Origin of the sequence: Hyphococcus sp., assembly GCF_965267305.1 — a bacterium.
GTDB lineage: Bacteria > Pseudomonadota > Alphaproteobacteria > Caulobacterales > Parvularculaceae > Hyphococcus.
In genome coordinates, this window is the sequence record NZ_OZ253945.1 from 1,026,518 (window position 1) to 1,044,331 (window position 17,814).

22 protein-coding genes and 1 pseudogene are annotated in these 17,814 nt (G+C 61.3%); 6 read left to right on the top strand and 17 right to left on the bottom strand.

Annotated features, from left to right (window positions below; translation table 11 throughout):
* Window positions 1-15 precede the first annotated feature (15 nt).
* The 5 genes from ACQY5P_RS04870 to ACQY5P_RS04890 form a co-directional block, all read right to left on the bottom strand.
* Window positions 16-270, bottom strand: a complete 255-nt coding sequence (locus ACQY5P_RS04870; RefSeq protein ID WP_428409723.1) for a hypothetical protein — start codon at window positions 268-270, stop codon at window positions 16-18.
* A 210-nt stretch (window positions 271-480) separates the two neighbouring features.
* Window positions 481-1,956, bottom strand: coding sequence for an IMP dehydrogenase (guaB, locus tag ACQY5P_RS04875; protein WP_428409724.1), 1,476 nt, complete (start codon window positions 1,954-1,956; stop codon window positions 481-483).
* A gap of 10 nt (window positions 1,957-1,966) precedes the next feature.
* Window positions 1,967-2,536 (bottom strand): hypothetical protein, encoded by a 570-nt coding sequence (locus tag ACQY5P_RS04880; protein WP_428409725.1) that lies wholly within the window; start codon window positions 2,534-2,536, stop codon window positions 1,967-1,969.
* The gene (locus tag ACQY5P_RS04885; RefSeq protein WP_428409726.1) at window positions 2,533-3,078 is read right to left on the bottom strand and encodes a tyrosine phosphatase family protein; all 546 of its coding nucleotides are present in this window, start codon (window positions 3,076-3,078) and stop codon (window positions 2,533-2,535) included. Before ACQY5P_RS04885 ends, ACQY5P_RS04880 begins: the two co-directional genes overlap by 4 nt.
* Window positions 3,075-3,875 (bottom strand): RlmE family RNA methyltransferase, encoded by an 801-nt coding sequence (locus ACQY5P_RS04890; RefSeq protein ID WP_428409727.1) that lies wholly within the window; start codon window positions 3,873-3,875, stop codon window positions 3,075-3,077. The genes ACQY5P_RS04885 and ACQY5P_RS04890 overlap by 4 nt, the downstream gene beginning before the upstream one ends.
* A 224-nt stretch (window positions 3,876-4,099) precedes the next feature.
* On the opposite strand from ACQY5P_RS04890, the gene ACQY5P_RS04895 reads away from it, so the two are divergent.
* The 3 genes from ACQY5P_RS04895 to ACQY5P_RS04905 are packed head-to-tail and all read left to right on the top strand — an operon-like array spanning window position 4,100 to window position 5,401.
* The gene (locus ACQY5P_RS04895) at window positions 4,100-4,468 is read left to right on the top strand and encodes a DUF6249 domain-containing protein (protein ID WP_428409728.1); all 369 of its coding nucleotides are present in this window, start codon (window positions 4,100-4,102) and stop codon (window positions 4,466-4,468) included.
* Between the two features lie 29 nt (window positions 4,469-4,497).
* Entirely contained in the window at window positions 4,498-5,085 is a 588-nt protein-coding gene (locus ACQY5P_RS04900; protein ID WP_428409729.1) for an RNA polymerase sigma factor, read from the top strand.
* On the top strand, window positions 5,075-5,401 hold the full coding sequence (locus ACQY5P_RS04905) for a hypothetical protein (RefSeq protein ID WP_428409730.1): 327 nt from the start codon (window positions 5,075-5,077) through the stop codon (window positions 5,399-5,401). Before ACQY5P_RS04900 ends, ACQY5P_RS04905 begins: the two co-directional genes overlap by 11 nt.
* Before the next feature lie 128 nt (window positions 5,402-5,529).
* On the opposite strand, the gene ACQY5P_RS04910 is transcribed toward ACQY5P_RS04905, so the two are convergent.
* The 3 genes from ACQY5P_RS04910 to dksA form a co-directional block, all read right to left on the bottom strand.
* Window positions 5,530-5,733, bottom strand: a complete 204-nt coding sequence (locus tag ACQY5P_RS04910; protein WP_428410633.1) for a cold-shock protein — start codon at window positions 5,731-5,733, stop codon at window positions 5,530-5,532.
* 273 nt (window positions 5,734-6,006) lie between these two features.
* Entirely contained in the window at window positions 6,007-6,501 is a 495-nt protein-coding gene (locus ACQY5P_RS04915; protein WP_428409731.1) for a GNAT family N-acetyltransferase, read from the bottom strand.
* A gap of 15 nt (window positions 6,502-6,516) precedes the next feature.
* A complete protein-coding gene (gene dksA / locus ACQY5P_RS04920; RefSeq protein WP_379881283.1) occupies window positions 6,517-6,933 on the bottom strand; it encodes an RNA polymerase-binding protein DksA in 417 nt (138 codons plus the stop codon).
* A 521-nt stretch (window positions 6,934-7,454) separates the two neighbouring features.
* Here dksA and ACQY5P_RS04925 point away from each other — a divergent pair.
* Complete coding sequence (locus ACQY5P_RS04925) at window positions 7,455-7,817, top strand: hypothetical protein (RefSeq protein ID WP_428409732.1); 363 nt, start codon at window positions 7,455-7,457, stop codon at window positions 7,815-7,817.
* Window positions 7,818-8,040: 223 nt separating this feature from the next.
* Window positions 8,041-8,478 (top strand): annotated as a pseudogene (locus ACQY5P_RS04930) (lysozyme); the annotation flags it as partial.
* 447 nt (window positions 8,479-8,925) lie between these two features.
* Here ACQY5P_RS04930 and ACQY5P_RS04935 read toward each other — a convergent pair.
* The 3 genes from ACQY5P_RS04935 to ACQY5P_RS04945 are packed head-to-tail and all read right to left on the bottom strand — an operon-like array spanning window position 8,926 to window position 11,253.
* Window positions 8,926-9,537: a uracil-DNA glycosylase family protein gene (locus tag ACQY5P_RS04935; protein ID WP_428409733.1), complete on the bottom strand. Its 612-nt coding sequence runs from the start codon at window positions 9,535-9,537 to the stop codon at window positions 8,926-8,928.
* 40 nt (window positions 9,538-9,577) lie between these two features.
* On the bottom strand, window positions 9,578-9,967 hold the full coding sequence (locus ACQY5P_RS04940) for a GFA family protein (RefSeq protein WP_428409734.1): 390 nt from the start codon (window positions 9,965-9,967) through the stop codon (window positions 9,578-9,580).
* The gene (locus ACQY5P_RS04945) at window positions 9,967-11,253 is read right to left on the bottom strand and encodes a NupC/NupG family nucleoside CNT transporter (RefSeq protein ID WP_428409735.1); all 1,287 of its coding nucleotides are present in this window, start codon (window positions 11,251-11,253) and stop codon (window positions 9,967-9,969) included. Before ACQY5P_RS04945 ends, ACQY5P_RS04940 begins: the two co-directional genes overlap by 1 nt.
* A 189-nt stretch (window positions 11,254-11,442) precedes the next feature.
* Between ACQY5P_RS04945 and ACQY5P_RS04950 the strand changes: the two genes are divergently transcribed.
* Window positions 11,443-12,942, top strand: coding sequence for a phosphomannomutase/phosphoglucomutase (locus tag ACQY5P_RS04950; protein ID WP_428409736.1), 1,500 nt, complete (start codon window positions 11,443-11,445; stop codon window positions 12,940-12,942).
* 18 nt (window positions 12,943-12,960) lie between these two features.
* Here the strand turns inward: ACQY5P_RS04950 and ACQY5P_RS04955 are convergent, their stop codons facing one another.
* The 6 genes from ACQY5P_RS04955 to ACQY5P_RS04980 all read right to left on the bottom strand — a co-directional run bounded on the left by ACQY5P_RS04955 (window position 12,961) and on the right by ACQY5P_RS04980 (window position 17,752).
* Entirely contained in the window at window positions 12,961-13,131 is a 171-nt protein-coding gene (locus ACQY5P_RS04955) for a hypothetical protein (protein WP_428409737.1), read from the bottom strand.
* A 130-nt stretch (window positions 13,132-13,261) separates the two neighbouring features.
* On the bottom strand, window positions 13,262-13,480 hold the full coding sequence (locus ACQY5P_RS04960) for a SlyX family protein (protein WP_428409738.1): 219 nt from the start codon (window positions 13,478-13,480) through the stop codon (window positions 13,262-13,264).
* Window positions 13,481-13,514: 34 nt separating this feature from the next.
* Window positions 13,515-14,231, bottom strand: coding sequence for a PepSY-associated TM helix domain-containing protein (locus tag ACQY5P_RS04965; RefSeq protein ID WP_428409739.1), 717 nt, complete (start codon window positions 14,229-14,231; stop codon window positions 13,515-13,517).
* A 136-nt stretch (window positions 14,232-14,367) separates the two neighbouring features.
* Window positions 14,368-16,461: a TonB-dependent receptor gene (locus tag ACQY5P_RS04970; RefSeq protein ID WP_428409740.1), complete on the bottom strand. Its 2,094-nt coding sequence runs from the start codon at window positions 16,459-16,461 to the stop codon at window positions 14,368-14,370.
* Between the two features lie 67 nt (window positions 16,462-16,528).
* Entirely contained in the window at window positions 16,529-16,972 is a 444-nt protein-coding gene (locus ACQY5P_RS04975; protein WP_428409741.1) for a hypothetical protein, read from the bottom strand.
* An 81-nt stretch (window positions 16,973-17,053) separates the two neighbouring features.
* Window positions 17,054-17,752 (bottom strand): Crp/Fnr family transcriptional regulator, encoded by a 699-nt coding sequence (locus ACQY5P_RS04980; protein WP_428409742.1) that lies wholly within the window; start codon window positions 17,750-17,752, stop codon window positions 17,054-17,056.
* Window positions 17,753-17,814 lie beyond the last annotated feature (62 nt).

The following is a 17,814-nucleotide window of genomic DNA, read 5'->3' on the forward strand; positions in this document are numbered from 1 at the left end:
AAAGAGGCGCTGCGCCTATTCGTCGAGACAGGGCTCGATGGCGGCGCGCAGTTCCGCGGAGGAATTTTCGTAATCGTCCATGGTGACAAGCGCGAGCTGCTCAGCCTGAAGGTCAGCATGGCCCGACACCGCGTCGGCGATGCAGGCGCAAGGCTCCGCCGGAACGCCGTTATTAGCGGCAAATTCCTCGCAGGCCGACTGCGAGTCGCTGGCGAGCGCGGCGCTGGCGACGAGCGCCATGGCGCCCGCGAGAACGAATGATCTTTTCATCGGTAAACTCCCTAAGTCTTCTTTCTTGGCAATTCCTTGGGCCCCCTTGCCGGCTCACGCGACGCCCCGGCCTGCCCGGCACGAGACTATTCGATTTTCACGGCGTTTTGAATGCGTCTTGCGGGGCGCCGGCGCGCTAATCCTTGTCTTCAAGCGAATTTCATTTGCACTAAAGCGCAGTCAGACTCTGTCCAAGCCCCCCAGACTTGTTTAGTTCGGCGTCGGATAATTCGGGGCTTCGCGGGTGATGGCGACGTCGTGAACGTGGCTTTCCTTCAGGCCTGCATTGGTGATCTTCACGAACTTGGCGCGTTTCTGCATTTCGAGGATCGACGGCGCGCCGACATAGCCCATGGAGGCGCGGACGCCCCCGACAAGCTGGTGCAGGATCGGGCCGATAGGGCCTTTATACGGCACCCTGCCCTCGATGCCTTCGGGCACGAGCTTCATCTGCTCCTTCACATCCGCCTGGAAATAGCGGTCGGCGGAGCCGCGCGACATCGCCGTGATCGAGCCCATGCCGCGATAGGATTTGTAGGACCGGCCCTGATAGAGAAAGACCTCGCCCGGCGCTTCGTCCGTACCCGCCAGAAGCGAACCGATCATGACGCAATCGGCGCCGGCGGCGAGCGCTTTCGCCATGTCGCCGGAATATTTGACGCCGCCATCGGCGATGATGGGAACGCCCGCTTCGCGTCCGGCGCGCGCGGCGTCCATCACGGCGGTGAGTTGCGGCACGCCGACGCCTGCGACGATGCGCGTCGTGCAGATGGAGCCCGGGCCGATGCCGACTTTCACCGCATCGGCCCCGGCGTCGATCAGCGCCTTCGTCGCCTCATAAGTCGCGACATTGCCGGCGATGACCTGCGTCGCGTTGGAGGCGCGTTTGACACGCGCCACCTGGTCCACGACTTTCGAGGAATGGCCATGCGCCGTGTCGATAACAATGACGTCGCAGCCGGCGTCGATCAACGCTTCGATGCGCTCGTAACCTGCATCGCCCACGGAAGACGCCGCCGCGACCCGCAGGCGCCCCTCGGCGTCCTTGCAGGCGAGAGGATATTTCTGCGCCTTTTCCATGTCCTTGACAGTGATGAGGCCGACGCAGCGGTAATCGTCATCGACGACAACGACGCGCTCGATGCGGCGCTTGTGACAGAGCGCGCGCACTTCGTCCTGCGTCGCGCCGGGTTTCACCGTCACGAGATCCACCGCGGTCATCAGATCGCGAACCGGCTGGTCGAGATTGCGCGCAAAGCGCATGTCTCGATTGGTCAGGACGCCCACCAGCTTGCCGACGCCGTTGGCGTCGCGATTTTCGACCACCGGAAAGCCGGATATGTTTTTCTCCAGCATGATCTCCTGCGCGGTCGCGAGGCTGTCATCCGGCGTCAGCGTCAACGGGTTCACCACCATGCCGCTCTCGAAGCGTTTGACCCGGCGCACATGCTCCACCTGCTCGTCGACGGAAAGATTGCGGTGGAGCACGCCGATGCCGCCATTCTGCGCCATGGCGATGGCCATCTCCCCTTCCGTCACCGTATCCATGGCGGAGGAAAGGATCGGGATGTTGAGCGTGATCGTGCGGGTCAGCCTTGCGCGCACATCAACCTCCGACGGCATCACTTCGGACGCGCCAGGCTCCAGGAGCACATCGTCGAATGTCAGCGCTTCACGGATATTCATTACTCCCTCCTCAGGCGAGTTCTACTGGGTTAAGCGGTTCGTCATCATAGTCGGCATGGGCGCCGGTCGTACTGAAATGGCGAGAAACATAAAGCCTGGTGAGATGCGCGAGATCGCGCGCCTGCGTCACCGCGCAATAGGAATACCAGATGCTCAGCAACACCAGGATCAGCAGACAGATCACGAAGTTGATGAACGCCCCCATGCCGTAGTCGTCCACGAAATTGGCGACAACCGCCGGAAAGAGCTGATTGAGAAGAACCAGCGCGCCAACCGGCACGGATATATTGACGACGAGATTGAGACGCAGCGCCGCCGCGGCGCGCTCGAGATTTATTTCTGTGCGCTGGAGGAAACAGCGCAGCGCGGCGCCTTCAAGTCCATTCAGAAGATCGTAAAGCACTCTCTTGCGGGATTGGCGCAGCAGACGCTGGATGCGGTCTGCGCCCGTATCCACGCTGACGCCGCTCAGCCAGCTCAGACGCGGACGCATGGCTTTCGGGGTCGCAAACAGCTTTGTCGCCTGCTCCCACGCAGGGTCAATCTTGTCGCGTTCCGTTTTTTGCACATCCTCTTTCATGATCTATGTCCGTAGCGGGACGGAATGAAAAAGGGCGAGGCTTCCTGCACCCTGTAAATTTCGGCGAGGCGCGCTTCATCCTTGCGGATCGCCTCGGCGGTTTTCGCCATGCGCCCGCCGCGACCCAGCATGTCATCGGCGATGGCGACGATCCGCGTATTCGGAAACGCCGTGGGCGACGCGGCGGCGAGGGCCATGCCGATCTCTTCTTCATCGGCGTGAGGGTTGTGCAGACAGGCGGCGATATAGGCGGTCGCCGTCGACCGGCTCATCCCGGCCCAGCAGTGCACCAGCAAGGGATCGTCCGGCGTCCAGTTTTTCAGAAATCCGATTACGGTTTCGACGTGACGTTCTCCCGGCGCGTCGCGCTCGCCCATGTCGGCGAGAATGTCATGCACCTCGACCCGCATATGCCGGTCATCGCCGAAGCCTTCAAAACTTGGAAAGTCGGAGCCCGGCGACAGGAGGCTGATGATGTGTGCAGACCCCGCCGCCGCATGCGCGTCGTGAACGTCCCGCAAGGAAGAAATCCAGATTTTCATGAACGCCCCCTAAAGCCCGTCGCCACCACATATTTCTCCGCCGAGTCCGAGCGCGACGCTTTCGGCTTCACATGCTTCACGGTCTCGAAATTCTTTTTGAGGCGCGTCAGGAGCTCGCCCTCCGCCCCGCCGGCGAAAACCTTGCACACGAACGCCCCGCCGGGCGCAAGCACGTCTTCGGCGAAATCGAGCGCGACTTCGGCGAGCGCGACGATGCGCAAATGGTCCGTCGACTGATGGCCTGTGGTCGGCGCCGCCATGTCGGAGAGCACCACATCCGCGGGCCCGTCGAGCATCGCTTTCAGTTTGTCCGGCGCTTCCTCCTCGAGGAAATCCATTTCGAGAATGTCGGCGCCGGGCACGGCGGGCACATGGAGATAGTCGATGCCGACGACCTTGCCCTTTTTGCCCACGGCCTTCACCGCGACCTGCAGCCAGCCGCCGGGCGCGCAGCCGAGATCGACGATGCGGCCGCCCGGCTTCAGCAGCCGGTGCTTTTCATCCATTTCGAGGAGCTTGAACGCGGCGCGCGACCGCCATCCTTCAGCCTTCGCGCGCTTCACATATGGGTCGTTCAATTGCCGGTCGAGCCACAGGGTCGAGGCGAGATCGCGCTTTCTGGCGGTCTTCACATTGACGCGAAGCTGGCGCGGCTCGTTGCCGCCAGCCTGCGGCGCATCCTTCTTGCGCGAGCGCTTTTCAGGCTCAGCGCCAAGCGCCGTTGTCGCGATGTTGGTCTTTTTCGCGCGCTTCCTGCGTTTCGCAGGCGGTTTCGATGAGGAATTGCGTCGCTCCATGGGCCTTCATAGCGGAGTCTCCTAGGGTTTCAACCGGTTTTTGACGCGCTGCGGCAGGGCCCGCCTGACGGCCTGAAACCGCCCCTTTCGCCTTGAAATCCGGTCGTTTCGCCGCTTTGGAGCGGAAAATCGCGGCGAGCGACATCCAAAGGGGGTTATGGGCGCATCTCATAGCTACAATCCCGGCGGCGAACGCCGGAAAGCAAAGAAAAGGAATGTGAGTTATGGGCGAAGATGTTCTCATCCCCATGGTGGTTTTCGGCTCCCTCGCCGCAATCGTCATATCGGCCTTCTATTTCAGCTATAAAAAGCGGACGGTGGTCTACGACGCGATCAAGGTGGCCATCGAAAAGACCGGCACGGTGGACGCCGCGCTGGTGGAAGCGATCATCCGCGACAATGTCGGCCCCTATGCGGACCTCCGCAAAGGCATCATTCTGATCGCGGTCGCCGCGGCGTTCATGATACTCGGCGTCTTCGTCGACGATCAGGAAGCGGTCGGCCCGATGATCGGCGTCGCGTCCTTCCCCGGTCTCGTCGGCCTTGCCTATGTGGCGTTTCACTTTTTCGCGCCCAGAGAGCCAACGGTCTAGGCGCCGAACGCGCGGGAGGTCTCCACTTCATGGAGCCGACAGACATCGAACTCGTAACGCTGGCGAAGGCGGCTCAGGACGAGCGCGCCTTCGCGGCGCTCGTCCGCCGGCATCAGGCGCGGCTGCGCGCGTTTCTTGTTCGTCTCTGCGGCGACGCCTCCCTCGCCGACGACATTGCGCAAGACGCATTCATCAAAGCCCATGCCGGTCTTTCCGGGTTCAAGGGCGGCGGGTCGTTCCGCTCCTGGCTTTACGCCATCGCCTATCGCGAATTTCTGCAGGATGCGCGCAAGGCAAAGGCCGCCGCGCGGCTTGAAGGGGCCTTGAAAGAGAACGCGGCGCCCGAGGCCGGCGCCCTTCAAACAGGGCTATCGCTCGATCTCCGACGGGCCTTAAGTCAACTCGACGAGATGGAGCGCGCCGCGATCCTTCTCTGCGACGCCGCCGGTTTTTCGCATACCGAAGCCGCCTCAGCGTTGTCGGCGCCGCTCGGCTCCGTCAAAACCTATGTGGCGCGCGCCAGAGAGAAGATGCGGGCCATGCTCTCGGCGGAAACGTCTTCCGAACCGGATGCTCCTCGACCGCAACCAGCAAAAGGACCCCACTATGTCGTCTGATGAAATCGAAGACCTTTTGAAGACTGATTTTGACGCGCTGGCGGCCCGGCTCGAGCGCGACCGCTTCGCCGAACGCATCCTCTTCAAACTCGGCGCGAAGCGGCGTGCGCGGCTCGGCATTGTCGCCTTCGCAGGCGGTCTCGGCGCAGCCTTCGCGGCCTCTCAGTTCATGAGCGTCGCTACGGCCATTGCGCCGGCCCTAAGCGAAACAGCGCCCGAGATGGCGGCGGCGGGTCTGTCTCCGCATCTTCTGGCCGTTTTCATGCTGGCGGGCGCGCTCGCCGCCACCGCCCTCGTCCTGCGCCAGGATTTTTAAGGGCGCTGTTTCTCTATTTCGCTGGGTCCTGCGCAATTCCCCGCGACCGGAAACAGGAAAGATCTGAAATCGCAAAACAAAAACGGCGCTCTTTCGAGCGCCGTTTTCTTTTCTAACCGGAGACCGGTTTAGATTTTTTGAAGATTGCCGGCCGAGGCTTTGCCGCGATCGGTCACAATCTCAAAGCCGATTTTCTGGCCTTCGACCAGCGGCGGCAGACCCGCGCGCTCAACAGCGGTCGCGTGGACGAACACGTCCTTGCCGCCGTCGTCGGGCTGGATGAAGCCGTAGCCTTTTTGGCCGTTGAACCATTTAACCGTACCAGTCGCCATCATTCGTCTCCTTTGACATAAGGCGCGCCTGCGAAACGAAAGGCCCGCAGGCTATTGGCCGCCCCGAAAGGCGGCCGGGTTAGTGCAAACTCATGTCTTGGAAAGTCGAAGTCTAGCAGACAGTGGCGCCCCGGCATTGATGCTCTCGCAGGATGCTTTCGGCGCTTAGGTCGGCCGCGGTTCGGCTGCGGCCCAAAACAGAAATTGCGGCATGAACATAGGCGACCGAAAGGCTCGCCGCAAGCGGCGCCAAAGCAACTTTATGCGCAGCTTTTATATCAATTTGTAATAATAAACGGACGGGATCGCAGCCGTGAAACCGGCCTTTTCATAAGCCCGCCGCGCCGGGGCGTGCGCCTCGTCGCCGCCCGTCCCGACGGTCGCGATTTTCATCCCCGTTTCCTTCATGCGCTCAAGAGCAAAGGCGTATATGCGTTCGCCGAGCCCTTCGCCCTGATGGTCCGGGTGAACGGCGTTCAGGTCGATCTCGCCGATCATCGTTTCCCGGTCGAAAGAAACCGCGCAGAATCCGGCGATCTCCCCATGGCGTTCAGCGACGTAGAGTTCGCGGCCAGATTCCGGGGCGCAAAGCTTGTCGAGAAGCTCGGCCTGCTCCTTCTCCGCCGCGGCGAATGCAATGGCGGCGATCTCTTCTCCGACAATGTTGCGGAAGGACGCAAAGACCGGCGCAAACGCCGCTTCGAGAATTTCTTGCAGCCTCAAACGATCCGCCTGGTCGAAAGGCCGGATGAGCAATCCGGCGCTCACGACCGGACCGGAAGCCTAGTCATCGCGGTAGACTTTTTCCTCGCGCTCGTGGCGCTCCTGCGCCTCGAGGGAAAGCGTCGCGATGGGCCGCGCATCGAGACGGCGCACGCCGATGGGCTCCCCGGTTTCTTCGCAATAGCCGTATTCCCCGGTTTCGATCCGGCGCAGCGCGGAGTCGATTTTCGAGATCAGCTTGCGCTGGCGGTCGCGGGTTCTGAGCTCCAGCGCCTTTTCGGTTTCGCTCGACGCGCGGTCGGCGATGTCAGGCAGATGATTGTCGTCTTCCTGAAGATTGGTCAGCGTGCCTTTGCTCTCTTTCAGGATGTCCTGTTTCCAGGAGAGGAGCTTCTTTTTGAAATACTCCTTTTGACGGTCATTCATGAAAGGTTCGTCTTCAGACGGGCGGTACTCATCGATCTCGGACGCCGACATGGCTTTCTCCCAACTAACACGTCCCCAAGTCGGGACCCCAAACTCCACTCTCCGGGGCCCCCGAGTCGCGGCTCTCTATAACGGCGCTGTCCCGGCGGCTCAAGCAGCATTTGACCTCGTCCAAACGGCGCGGAATGTCATATTTTTGAAATCTTGATTTTCAGTTGCCCAACCATCCCAGAACCCTCCGGCCCGCTTCCGGGAGGGCCAGGCTCGCTGCGCCGCAACATTTCTGACCCGTCCCTGAAATCAGGGGGGCCTCCCGCCTTCTCCCTCAACTGCAGACAATTCGATTTATATGCGCAAGCCTTTGTTCTTGCGGGCTTTGTATAGGAGAAGCTTGGCCCCGCCGGCGCGCCCTTCCAGGCGCCGGCGATGACGGGCCGGCATAGACAAAGAAAACGGCGCGGCGCGGCGCAAACCGGCCGCAGGCCATAGCTTCGCGGCGGTTAAAATCAGGGTACGGATGATGTGAGCCCGTCCTTCGGTTGCTGCGGAACATGGCGTCAGGAGCTTGGACGATGAACAGCTTTGCAACAGCACCGGAAATCGGCCTTACCGGCGGCGCGGACGAGCGCATCGAAGCCCTGATCGACATCACTGAGGCGCTGAACCTCATCTTCGAGGAAGAAAACGTGGCGCTTGAAGAAAACCGTCCCGAAGACGCCGCGCCGTTACAGGCGGAAAAGGCGCGTCTCGCCGCCGACTACGCCCAGTCTATCCGCGCCGTCGCCGCCGACCGGGGCGGCATGGCTGCGGTCGACGAGGCGCTCCTGATCCGGCTGCGCACCATCACCGCACGCTTCGAGGCCCGCGCCGCACGCCAGCGCGCCCTCCTCCACGGCGCCGCTGACGCGGACTTTCCCTTGCAACACCGCGCCTAACTCCTCTTCACGGCCAACCCCACCGGGATGTGATCGCGCAAGGCTTGCGCCACGCCCTCGCACAGAATGCGGGCTCAGGTCTCTAAGCCTTTCATATTGCGGCGGAAATTCCCGCTATTCTCAGGAACCTCTCAGAGGAACCATTTTCCGCCCCTGATGTCCTACTTTTCGCCGCCTTTTACGGTTAAGCTGGGTACACAGAAGCGGGGTGTGGGAGTCTGTCGTGAAAACTTCTGAGAACGGGGTTGAGCTAATCAAGCGGTTCGAGGGGCTGGAGCTCGAAGCCTATCAGGATATCGCCGGGATCTGGACTATCGGCTATGGCCATACCGGCCCGGACGTGCAGCCGGGCATGAAGATCAGCGAGCGCGACGCCGAGGAACTCCTCCGCCGTGATCTGAAGCCCCGCGAGCAAGGCGTGGAAAGCGCCGTCAAAGTCCCGCTCAACCAGAATGAATTCGATGCGCTGGTCAGCTTCGTCTACAATGTCGGGATAAACGCCTTTCGCAGCTCGACAGCGCTGAAGCGCCTGAATCGGGGCGATCGCGTCGGCGCCGCAGACGCGCTGACGTGGTGGAACAAGGCGACCGTCGGCGGCGTGTTGCGCGAAGTTCTCGGGCTCACCCGGCGCCGGGCCGCGGAAAAGGCGCTGTTTTTGACGCCGACCGAAACCCCGCAAGTGCGCGACCCGGAACGGATCGACGAAAATTCTCGCGCAACACCGATCGAGGATTCTCCGCGCCGTGGAAATGTCGCCGAGAGCAGGACGGTTCAGGGCGCCACCATCGCCGGCGGCGCCGGGGTCGCGGCCTCTACCTTGGGCAAGGACACGGCCGACGAACTCGATCAGATCGAGACCAATATCGAAAACGGCGCGGGCGCGACGGAAAAACCGCCCGCCGGAACAGACTCTCCGTCTGCGGATCAGCCGGGAGCCGCTGAAAATGGCGAAACGGGAGAGATGATTCAGGTGCCCGACCGGCCGTCAAAGCACGAGGTTCACGCCGTCGAAGCGCAGGTGCAGTTCGCGCTTCTGATCCTCATCATCCTTTCGGTGCTGTTCGTTATTTTCGCCCGCATCGACGACTGGCTGAATTACAGGCGCTGATTATTTTAACAGCGCCCGCACCCGCTTGCGCAGGACTGGCAGCAGCTCCGTGTCGAACCAGGGATTCTTCTTAAGCCATACATTGTTGCGCCAGGACGGGTGCGGCGTCGCAAAATAACGCGGCGCATAATCTCGCCAGTTCTCAACCGTCTCGGTCAGCGTGCCTTTTGCGTCATCACCCAGATGCCATTTCTGCGAATAGCCGCCCACAAGGATCATGGTTTCAAGGTTTGGCAGCGCCGCCATCAGCCGTTCGCGCCAAAGCGGCGCGCATTCCTTTCTCGGCGGCTTGTCGCCGCCCTTGGCGTCGTAACCCGGAAAGCAAAACCCCATGGGAATGATGGCGATTTTTTTCTCGTCGTAGAATTCTTCATCGGTGACGCCCATCCACTCGCGCAAGCGCACGCCCGAAGGATCGGTGAACGGCTTGCCGCTTTGATGAACCAGATTGCCCGGCGCCTGGCCGAAGACCGCCAGCCTCGCTTTCGACGAGGCGCGCAGGACAGGACGCGGCTCATGAGGCAAAGGCGCGCCTTTCGGCGCCTCGACGCAAAGGCGGCAGGCGCGGATTTCCTTGAGGAGTTTGGGCAGCGATTCCGGTTTTTTACTCATGCGCGGCGAAACTGGACGCCTTTGGCGCGATGGAAAAGCCCTAGCTCTTTGACAAATGCGCGAGCTTGCCGGCGTTCGCCTCCCAATGCTGGCCGTCGAAAGGCTGAATGGTGACTTTTGAGAACTGGCTGCGATCCATACAGCGCAGATTGAGCGAATAGCCGTCGGGGTTCGACCGCGGAATATAGAAAGATTTGACGCCGCAAGTCTTGCAGAACCAGTGCCGCGCCGTTCCGGTGTTGAAGCGGTATTCCGTGAGATTTTCGTCGCCGGTCAAAAGCCGGAATTTCGAGCGCGGGACGATGACATGCAGGAACCCCACCGTGTCGCACATGGAGCAATTGCATTCGTCGGCGACGATCTCGTCGGGAAGCTCCGCCTCCCACGTCACCTTGCCGCAATGGCATCGTCCTGTTTTCGCAGATGACATCACCCGACCCAGATCAGGCCGATCACGGCGCCCGTCATTAAGGTCGCCAGCGTGCCGGCGATGAGCGCGCGCGGCGCAAGATCGATGACATCCTTGCGCCGGTCGGGCGCGAGGGCCGTCAGCCCGCCAATGACGATGCCGAGGCTCGAAAAATTCGCAAAGCCGCAAAGCGAATAGATGACGATGAGCATGGAGCGTTCCGAGAATACGCCGGGCTCGACCTGTGCGAGCCGCAAATAGGCGACGAACTCATTGAGCGCGGTTTTGAGCCCCATGAACTCGCCCGCCGCCAGCGCTTCCGACCAAGGGACGCCCGCAAGCCACATGAAGGGCGCAAATACATAGCCGAGAATGCGCTCCAGCGTGATCGGCGCGCCGGCGACATCCGGCAGCGCGGTCAGGATGATATTGATCAGCGCCACCGCTGCGATAAAGGCGATCAGCGAGGCGAGAATGTTGAGATAAAGCCCGAGCCCATCGGTGACGCCGCGCATGAAGGCGTCCATGGTGCCGCCATACCCGAAATCGTCCGCCGCCTCGACCGGCGTCGGCGTGACGCCCTTGTCTTCGGGCATCATCACTTGCGCCATCAGGATCGCCGCAGGAACGGAGATGATCGACGCGACGATGATGTGGCCGAGAATGGACGGGCTGACATTGGCGAGGATCGTCGCAAACACCGCCATCACTGATCCGGCGACGGTCGCAAAACCGCCCGTGATGACGATCAGCATTTCCGGACGCGAAATTTTTGAAAGATAAGGACGGATCAGAAGCGGCGCCTCGGTCTGACCGAGAAACGTATTCGCCGCCGATGACAGCGCTACGGCGCCGCCGACGCGAAACACCTTTTCGAGGAGAAAGGCGAAACCGCGCACGAAAATCTTCAAAATCCCCCAGTGCCACATTACCGCCGACAGGCCTGAGAAAAAGATCACAAGCGGCAGGGCTCCGAAGGCGAAGCTGAACATCGCGCCTTCATTCACTACTTCGAACGGCGTCTCGCCGCCGCCGAGATGGCCGAACACGAAAGTCGTGCCTTCACGGGTCGCGGCCTGCAGCACTTCGACAACGGTTTGCAGCGAGGCGAGCCCAGCCCGCGCCCATGGCTGATACAAAAGGAAAGCGGCGATCAGGATCTGCGCCGCCACGGTCCAGACCGCCGCAAAAAACGGGAAGCGCATTTTCTGGCTTGAAAAGAGCCAGGCGATGAAAATGAAAGCGACGAGCCCGATCGCGCTCTGGCCGCGCAGACCGATCTCGCTCAATTGCTCCGGCAAATCCATGAACCCCTCAACCGCCGCCCCGGCCCCTGCGCCGCCGGTCCTGTCCCAAACCGGCCCCTTTTATGCCGCCAGCGACTATGCGCAACCGCTGCGCCCTTGTCACTGATTCTGTTAGGATTCTTTGCCGCTTGCGCGTCGCGCCGGGGGCTCTATTGTGCGGCGCAAAGTCAGATTTCGAAGGATATGCTCATGCTGCCCGCGCCCCGCGCCGATCTCGTCTCCAACACGCTCGCCTATGAAGTGACCCCGCTCGTCAAACCCACCGGCTTCCGGGAATATGACGCCCGCTGGGTGTTCGAGAAAGAGATCAACCTCCTCGGCATTCAGGCGCTGGGACAGGGCCTCGGCACGCTGATCCGCGAGATGGGCAAGGAGCCGCGCATCGTCGTCGGCCATGATTTCCGAGGGTATTCGACGTCAATCAAACAGGCGCTCACCGTTGGGCTGATGACCGCCGGCATTGAGGTCAACGACATCGGTCTCGCGCTGTCGCCGGTCGCTTATTTTGCGCAGTTCGATCTCGACATCCCCTGCGTCGCCATGGTGACGGCGAGCCACAATGAAAACGGCTGGACCGGCGTCAAAATGGGCGCGGCGCGCCCCCTCACCTTCGGCCCTGAAGAAATGGGGCGGTTGAAGGAGATCGTTCTCAATGGCGAATACAAAGTCTTCCCCGGCGGCGCCTATAAATATGTGGAGGGCCTGCGCGAGCGCTACATCGCCGATCTCGTCGAGGGCGTCTCCTTCTCGCGCAAGATGAAAGTCATCGCGGCCTGCGGCAACGGCACGGCGGGCGCCTATGCGCCGGAAACGCTGGAGCGCATGGGGCTCGACGTCATTCCCATGGATGCGGAGCTCGATCATACTTTCCCGCGCTATAATCCGAACCCGGAAGACATGGAGATGCTCCACGCCATGCAGGCAGCCATTAAGGAGCACGGCGCCGATGTGGCGCTCGGTTTTGACGGCGACGGCGATCGCTGCGGCGTCGTCGACGATGAGGGCGAGGAAATTTTCGCGGACAAGATCGGGGTTCTGATCGCCCGCGACCTCTCCGCGCTGCATCCGAACGCGCAATTCGTCGTAGATGTGAAATCGACGGGGCTTTTCGTCACTGATCCGGTGCTTATCGAAAACGGCGCCAAGACCGAATACTGGAAGACGGGTCATTCCTACATCAAGCGCAAGAGCCACGAGATGGGGGCCCTTGCGGGCTTTGAAAAATCCGGCCACTTCTTCTTCAATAAACCTATTGGCCGCGGCTATGACGACGGCCTTGTGGCCGCCATCGCGCTTCTCCAGATGCTCGACCGCAATCCCGACAAGAAGCTTTCGGATCTCCGCAAATCGCTCCCGAAAACCTGGTCTTCGCCGACCATGTCGCCCCATTGCGACGACGAGAAGAAATACGATGTGGTCGCAAAGGTGGTGAAGTCGCTCGAAGAGCGCGCGAAATCCGGCGGCACGATCATCGGCCAGAAAATCCGCGACGTCGTCACCGTCAATGGCGTGCGCATTACGGCGGAGGACGGCACCTGGGGCCTCATCCGCGCATCATCGAACAAACCAGAGCTGGTGGTGGTGATCGAAAGCCCGACCTCTGAAGCGAATATGAAAAAAATGTTCGAGGAAATGGATGCGGAATTGCGCAAGCATCCGGAAGTCGGCGAGTACAATCAAAAAATCTAGGCGGAAAATCCGAGAGAGTTAGGCAAGCCCCATCTGGCTGGGCTTGTCCTGATGCGGCTTCGGGGTTGAGCCCTTGGCTTCTGCGACAGTATCTGCGCAGTCGCCATTTTCATTTACAGGCTTGTAGATCACCGTGTTGCCGTCCGGCGTACGGACTTCCATGGCGCCTTCAGCCATCATCCGGTTCACGCGAAGCTTCCTCAGAAACCGCCTAATAGCGAGGGCCCCCTCTCCGAGGGCGATCGCCGTCATTGTAAGTGAAACCAGTTTTCGCATGCCGGGCAAACAGGCAGGTCCGGCGAAAGTTCCCGGCGGAAGGCTAGTAATGGGGCGGCGGCGGTTCGCGATGACCGGTGTCACCTACGGCCTCTTCCAAAGCTTTCAATTCGTCGGTCAGCCGCGCGACGTCACGTTTGAAGCTTTGCAGCAGCTTCCACTGCTCGGTCAGCGCATGGGAGAGATCGTCGATGGTTTGCTCCTGAAATGCCGAGCGCTCCTCAAGTTTTTCAAGTCGCGCCAGCAGGGCGTCGTCTGTCATGGAGAAAGCTCCCTCATCTTGCCTGGAGCGCAAATTACGGCGCCGCCCAGCCGATCAATGTTCCCGATAGCGCAAACGCCGTCGCAACCGCAACCGCGCCGAGAATGCCCGCGGCGGCGAGGCGCGGCCCATGAAGACGGGTCCACAACAAAACGCCGGACAGCACCATGAACATCATGGCGCCCGCCATCGTGTCCATGATCAGGATAAAGAGCTTGTTGACGCCCACGACCTTATGCAAGTCGACCAGCGCTTTCAGGAGACTGGAGTTCGTGCGCTTCACCGTCACGCGGTTGGCCCCGAGCTCGTATTCTCCGGTAATGACGGCGTTGGGGCCGCGAAAAGACACCGTAAACACCGGCGCCTGTTCCGCTCTTCGTCCGCCGAAAGAGACGGGCCCTCCCCGACGTCCCCGCCCCCGCGACGGTTCGGCGTCGATGGCGAACGCTTCCTGCATCCAAGCCGCAAGGGCTTCTTCGCTGGTGATCAATCCCGGCTCCACCGGAGCGGACAGGGACGCGACTTCTTTCACGGTCCCGCCTTCGATATGCATGATCGCCGTGCGGTGATTGAGATAGAATCCGGTGAGGCCAAGAACAAAGAAAAATAACGCGCCGTAAAAGCCTGTCCAGGCGTGGCTCCGCCGCAGCCATAAAAGTATATCCGGCCGCTGCAGCTTCTTGGGTATAAAAAGATATCCCCCGCTCCGCCGCGCCGGCTTTTTCTGCTTTATTGCCTGGTTCTCACTCATCTCGCGCCCCGTTATCGCTGCAATTATTCCTATTGATCGTCTGTAACGGGCGATACGCGCAAATCCAGCGCTATCGGCTGAAGACAAAATGTCTCACCTGAAAAACGGGGCGGCTTCACGCCGCCCCGCCAGAAGCTTAGCGATAAAGATGCACACGGACAAAGGCGCCGCGGCCATTGCCGGGCAGTCTTTCCCCGAGGGCGACATCCGAATTCGCGACGCGGTTATAGCCGGCGAGATGCTGGCGATAGTCCTTGTCGAATAAATTCGTAACGCCGGCAGTTAGCGAGACGCCTTCCGCAAGGTCGATATCGCCAGTCAGATTGAACAGCGCATACCCGTTCGTCGCCTGTTCGCTGTTGGTCGCGGATACCTTGTTCTGATCGGCGACCAGAATGGTTTCTGCGCTCATCGACCAACTCGCGCGCTCATACGTCGCCTCCAGCGACGCATGAGGCGGTGAGATGCGGTAGAGATTATCGTCAATGTCGCGGCGTTTGCCGCGCACATAGGAGATGACGCCGTCAAGGCGCAGATGATCCGTCAGCGAAACGCCGCCATCCACATCAACACCATAAAGCTCCGCATCCACATTGGCGAATCGCAAGGGCGTCGGATCGCCATTCATCGCGGCGACCATTTCCTGCGGGCTGTCGGTCACCCCGACGGTTGCGTCGAAAGGAACGCCCTGAACGTAATCGTCGATGCGGCGATAAAAGACCGTCGGCCGAAGATAGAAGCTATCGCCGCGCCAGTCGGCGCCCGCTTCCGCAATCCAGGCGGTTTCGCTGCGGAGATCGAGATCGCCTACATAGATGTTGCCGTCGGCAAGGCCGCCGCTCGCCTCCGTCGGCAGCCAGGAGAACCGCTCCACATAGCCCGGCGCGCGGGTCTTATGCGCGAGCGTCAGGCGCCAGGAGACGCCATTGGCCTCCTCGGTCCAAAGCCGGATCACGCCGTCCACCGTGGTCTTGTCCCATTCGCGGTCGGCGGCGTTGAACGCGTTGGCGAGATTGACCGGCCCCATGGGCAGCGCGGGGCCAAGCGTCGCCTCGCCGGCGCTCGCATGATGGAAATCGGCGCGAAGCCCGAGCTCCGCATTGAGCCAGCCCGATGCGCCGGTCCATTCGGCGAAGGCACCCTTTCTCTGCATTTCAATGTCGGCAAGCGAGTTGATGAAGAAGTTCGGGTTGTTGGGATTGGTGATCGTAACATCCTTGTCCGCATCCTCCATATCGGCGCCGAGGCGCAGATCGCCGCCCGCCGCCGGAAGGATGATGGCGAATTTCCCGGAGAGCGTGCGCGCTGCGGCCAGGGTTTCCCGGAACCGCGCCGGGTCCGCCGGCGCCGGACGCAGGTCGAAATTGTTCATGGCGTGCTCAACATCCGCGATGGAGAACGCGCTTTCGAATTTGACCCCGCCAAAGGCGCCGTTCCATGTGGCGCGGGCGAAATCCGTTTCAAAATATCGGATGTCCATGGGGAATGGCGGGTTGCCCGTGGGGCCAGTCTTCTGACGGCGCACATCAACACCGACTTCATGATCGCCATACCTGGCTCCGGCGGATGCGCCGTAGACGGCGCGTTTGTGCGATGACGACGCAACCGTTCCGCCCGGAAACTCCACATCGCCGCCGTCTTCATAAGAGCCGAGAATATGAAAACGATAGGTCTCGTTAGCGGCGCCAAGGACGCCGCCTGCCGCGTAGCTTTCATCGACGCTGCGCGCGAGCGCGGTCGCGTCATAACCGAGCTTGAAGTCCGAACCGTCCGTAAAGCCGACGCGCTTGAACTGCGCGTCTACGCCCCCGGCGAGACCGGGACCGTTGCGCACCGGACTGACGCCGCGATCGACGACAATGACGCCAACCAGCGGCGCCGGCGCATAGTGAAGCGGCGGGTCCATCATGTTGGGACCGCCCGAGGCGAAGGACTGCCCGTCGACGCGGATATTCAGCCGCTCGCCGAAAAGGCCGCGATACTGCACCTGGCCGGAGAGCGCGCCATTGTCGATCAAGGCGGCGCCCGGCAAGCGCGCCACAATGCCGGCCGCATCGGGCCCCGCGTCCGGCGTAAAGTCCGGGGCGGTTGCATCGACGGTCATGGCGCTGCGCGGCGAACCAGTGACCACGATCACGTCTTCAAGGGCGGAAGAAGATTGCGCATGAGCCGCATTGCAAAGGCTCAGAACGCCCGCGAGGCTCGCGGACAAAAACAGATAGGGTTTCATTGTATGCTCCATTGCGCATCCGCCTCACTGGCGTCGCGCTTTGTCTGATCAAAAAGGAAATGTCGGATCAGGCGTGGAGCGGCGGACCGCGCGAAGGCGGCGGCGAGACGGCGCTTTGGCTGTCGTGAAAAACAGACTGGGCCCGCCACAGGGGCGATTGCGCGAAAGCAGCCGGAAGCCCCAAATCGTCAGGCGCATTTTCCGGCGCATAGAGCAGACTGAAAGACGCAAAAGGACATTGGCCCGCTTCATTGACTGCGGGCGCCGGGGCGCCGTCGTCTTCCGTCACTTCGCCTGTTTCCGGATTGAAAAAGGCGGGCTTTTCACCCGTGCCAGTACAGATCGTGATAGCGATCCGGCCTGTGGCTTCGTCATGTCCGATCATGTAGCCGACAGGGGTCACCGCCCGCAGCGCGGCTGCGACGATCGCCGCAACAAGCAGGCAGCGCGCCCACGGAAAAGCGCCCGCCAAGGCGGGGCTGTTTTTCAGATTGCGGGCCTTCAAGGACATAAACCGGTCACAGCGCTCGTGCTCAAGATCAGGAAAAGCATATGCCGGGCTGTTTGAACAAGATCTTTCCGGAAGGTAGGGCTAATCGCCGCGCAGGAGCGGCTCCACAGGAAGACGCGCCGCAACCCATGCGTTAAGCCTTTTGCGGTCCGGCACGCCAATGCGCCCGTAACCGAGCTCGATCAGCCCTTCGTCCTGCAAACGCGCCAGCGCCTTGCCGATGGAAACGCGGCTAACGCCGAGCGTGAACGCAAGATCGGTCTGGCTGCACTCGATTTCCTTCTTCTGCTTTGATGAACTCGCCATAGTGGCGATCACTTTCGCCGTGCGCACATCCAGCGGCAGGCGCCGCACATCGTCGAGAAAGTCGAGTACGGAATAAAGCCGGATCGTCATTGCGATGACGAGCGCGCGCGCCAGCGCCGGTTCTTCATCGAAGATGCGATCGAAACGCGGCTTGGCGATTTGTTCAATCACCGTTTTGCCGATCGCGATGGCGTCATAGGCGCGCGGGAGACCGGCGAACAAGGTCGCTTCGCCGAAACAATGACCGCGGCCGAGAATCGACGTGGTCGAATACGTTCCGTCGGCGCCCGGGATTGCAAACCGCACCGCGCCCGAGCGGATGATGGAGAGACCCGGTTTGACATCGCCCCGGGAATGGATCGTCTCCCCGTCATCATATTCGATGACCGAGGCGGCGGCGCTGAGCCTCGCCGCGATCGCCTCGGGCAACAGCGCAGCAAGCGGTTTCGTGCCGAAATCCAGTAAATCCGCCATAAGCCATAAATGCTAAATTCTTAGCATTCTGATGTTCCGGCCAGTGGTAATCAAGCGGCAAG

Bases quoted from the DNA above. Each gene is read 5' to 3' on its own strand.
- ACQY5P_RS04965 (WP_428409739.1), bottom strand. From the start codon at position 14,231: ATGAGTGAGAACCAGGCAATAAAGCAGAAAAAGCCGGCGCGGCGGAGC.
- ACQY5P_RS04895 (WP_428409728.1), top strand. From the start codon at position 4,100: ATGGGCGAAGATGTTCTCATCCCCATGGTGGTTTTCGGCTCCCTCGCC.
- ACQY5P_RS04950 (WP_428409736.1), top strand. From the start codon at position 11,443: ATGCTGCCCGCGCCCCGCGCCGATCTCGTCTCCAACACGCTCGCCTAT.
- ACQY5P_RS04925 (WP_428409732.1), top strand. From the start codon at position 7,455: ATGAACAGCTTTGCAACAGCACCGGAAATCGGCCTTACCGGCGGCGCG.
- ACQY5P_RS04870 (WP_428409723.1), bottom strand. From the start codon at position 270: ATGAAAAGATCATTCGTTCTCGCGGGCGCCATGGCGCTCGTCGCCAGC.
- ACQY5P_RS04885 (WP_428409726.1), bottom strand. From the start codon at position 3,078: ATGAAAATCTGGATTTCTTCCTTGCGGGACGTTCACGACGCGCATGCG.
- ACQY5P_RS04960 (WP_428409738.1), bottom strand. From the start codon at position 13,480: ATGACAGACGACGCCCTGCTGGCGCGACTTGAAAAACTTGAGGAGCGC.
- dksA (WP_379881283.1), bottom strand. From the start codon at position 6,933: ATGTCGGCGTCCGAGATCGATGAGTACCGCCCGTCTGAAGACGAACCT.
- ACQY5P_RS04945 (WP_428409735.1), bottom strand. From the start codon at position 11,253: ATGGATTTGCCGGAGCAATTGAGCGAGATCGGTCTGCGCGGCCAGAGC.
- ACQY5P_RS04890 (WP_428409727.1), bottom strand. From the start codon at position 3,875: ATGGAGCGACGCAATTCCTCATCGAAACCGCCTGCGAAACGCAGGAAG.
- ACQY5P_RS04975 (WP_428409741.1), bottom strand. From the start codon at position 16,972: ATGTCCTTGAAGGCCCGCAATCTGAAAAACAGCCCCGCCTTGGCGGGC.
- ACQY5P_RS04910 (WP_428410633.1), bottom strand. From the start codon at position 5,733: ATGGCGACTGGTACGGTTAAATGGTTCAACGGCCAAAAAGGCTACGGC.
- ACQY5P_RS04970 (WP_428409740.1), bottom strand. From the start codon at position 16,461: ATGAAACCCTATCTGTTTTTGTCCGCGAGCCTCGCGGGCGTTCTGAGC.
- guaB (WP_428409724.1), bottom strand. From the start codon at position 1,956: ATGAATATCCGTGAAGCGCTGACATTCGACGATGTGCTCCTGGAGCCT.
- ACQY5P_RS04935 (WP_428409733.1), bottom strand. From the start codon at position 9,537: ATGAGTAAAAAACCGGAATCGCTGCCCAAACTCCTCAAGGAAATCCGC.
- ACQY5P_RS04905 (WP_428409730.1), top strand. From the start codon at position 5,075: ATGTCGTCTGATGAAATCGAAGACCTTTTGAAGACTGATTTTGACGCG.
- ACQY5P_RS04900 (WP_428409729.1), top strand. From the start codon at position 4,498: ATGGAGCCGACAGACATCGAACTCGTAACGCTGGCGAAGGCGGCTCAG.
- ACQY5P_RS04980 (WP_428409742.1), bottom strand. From the start codon at position 17,752: ATGGCGGATTTACTGGATTTCGGCACGAAACCGCTTGCTGCGCTGTTG.
- ACQY5P_RS04940 (WP_428409734.1), bottom strand. From the start codon at position 9,967: ATGTCATCTGCGAAAACAGGACGATGCCATTGCGGCAAGGTGACGTGG.
- ACQY5P_RS04880 (WP_428409725.1), bottom strand. From the start codon at position 2,536: ATGAAAGAGGATGTGCAAAAAACGGAACGCGACAAGATTGACCCTGCG.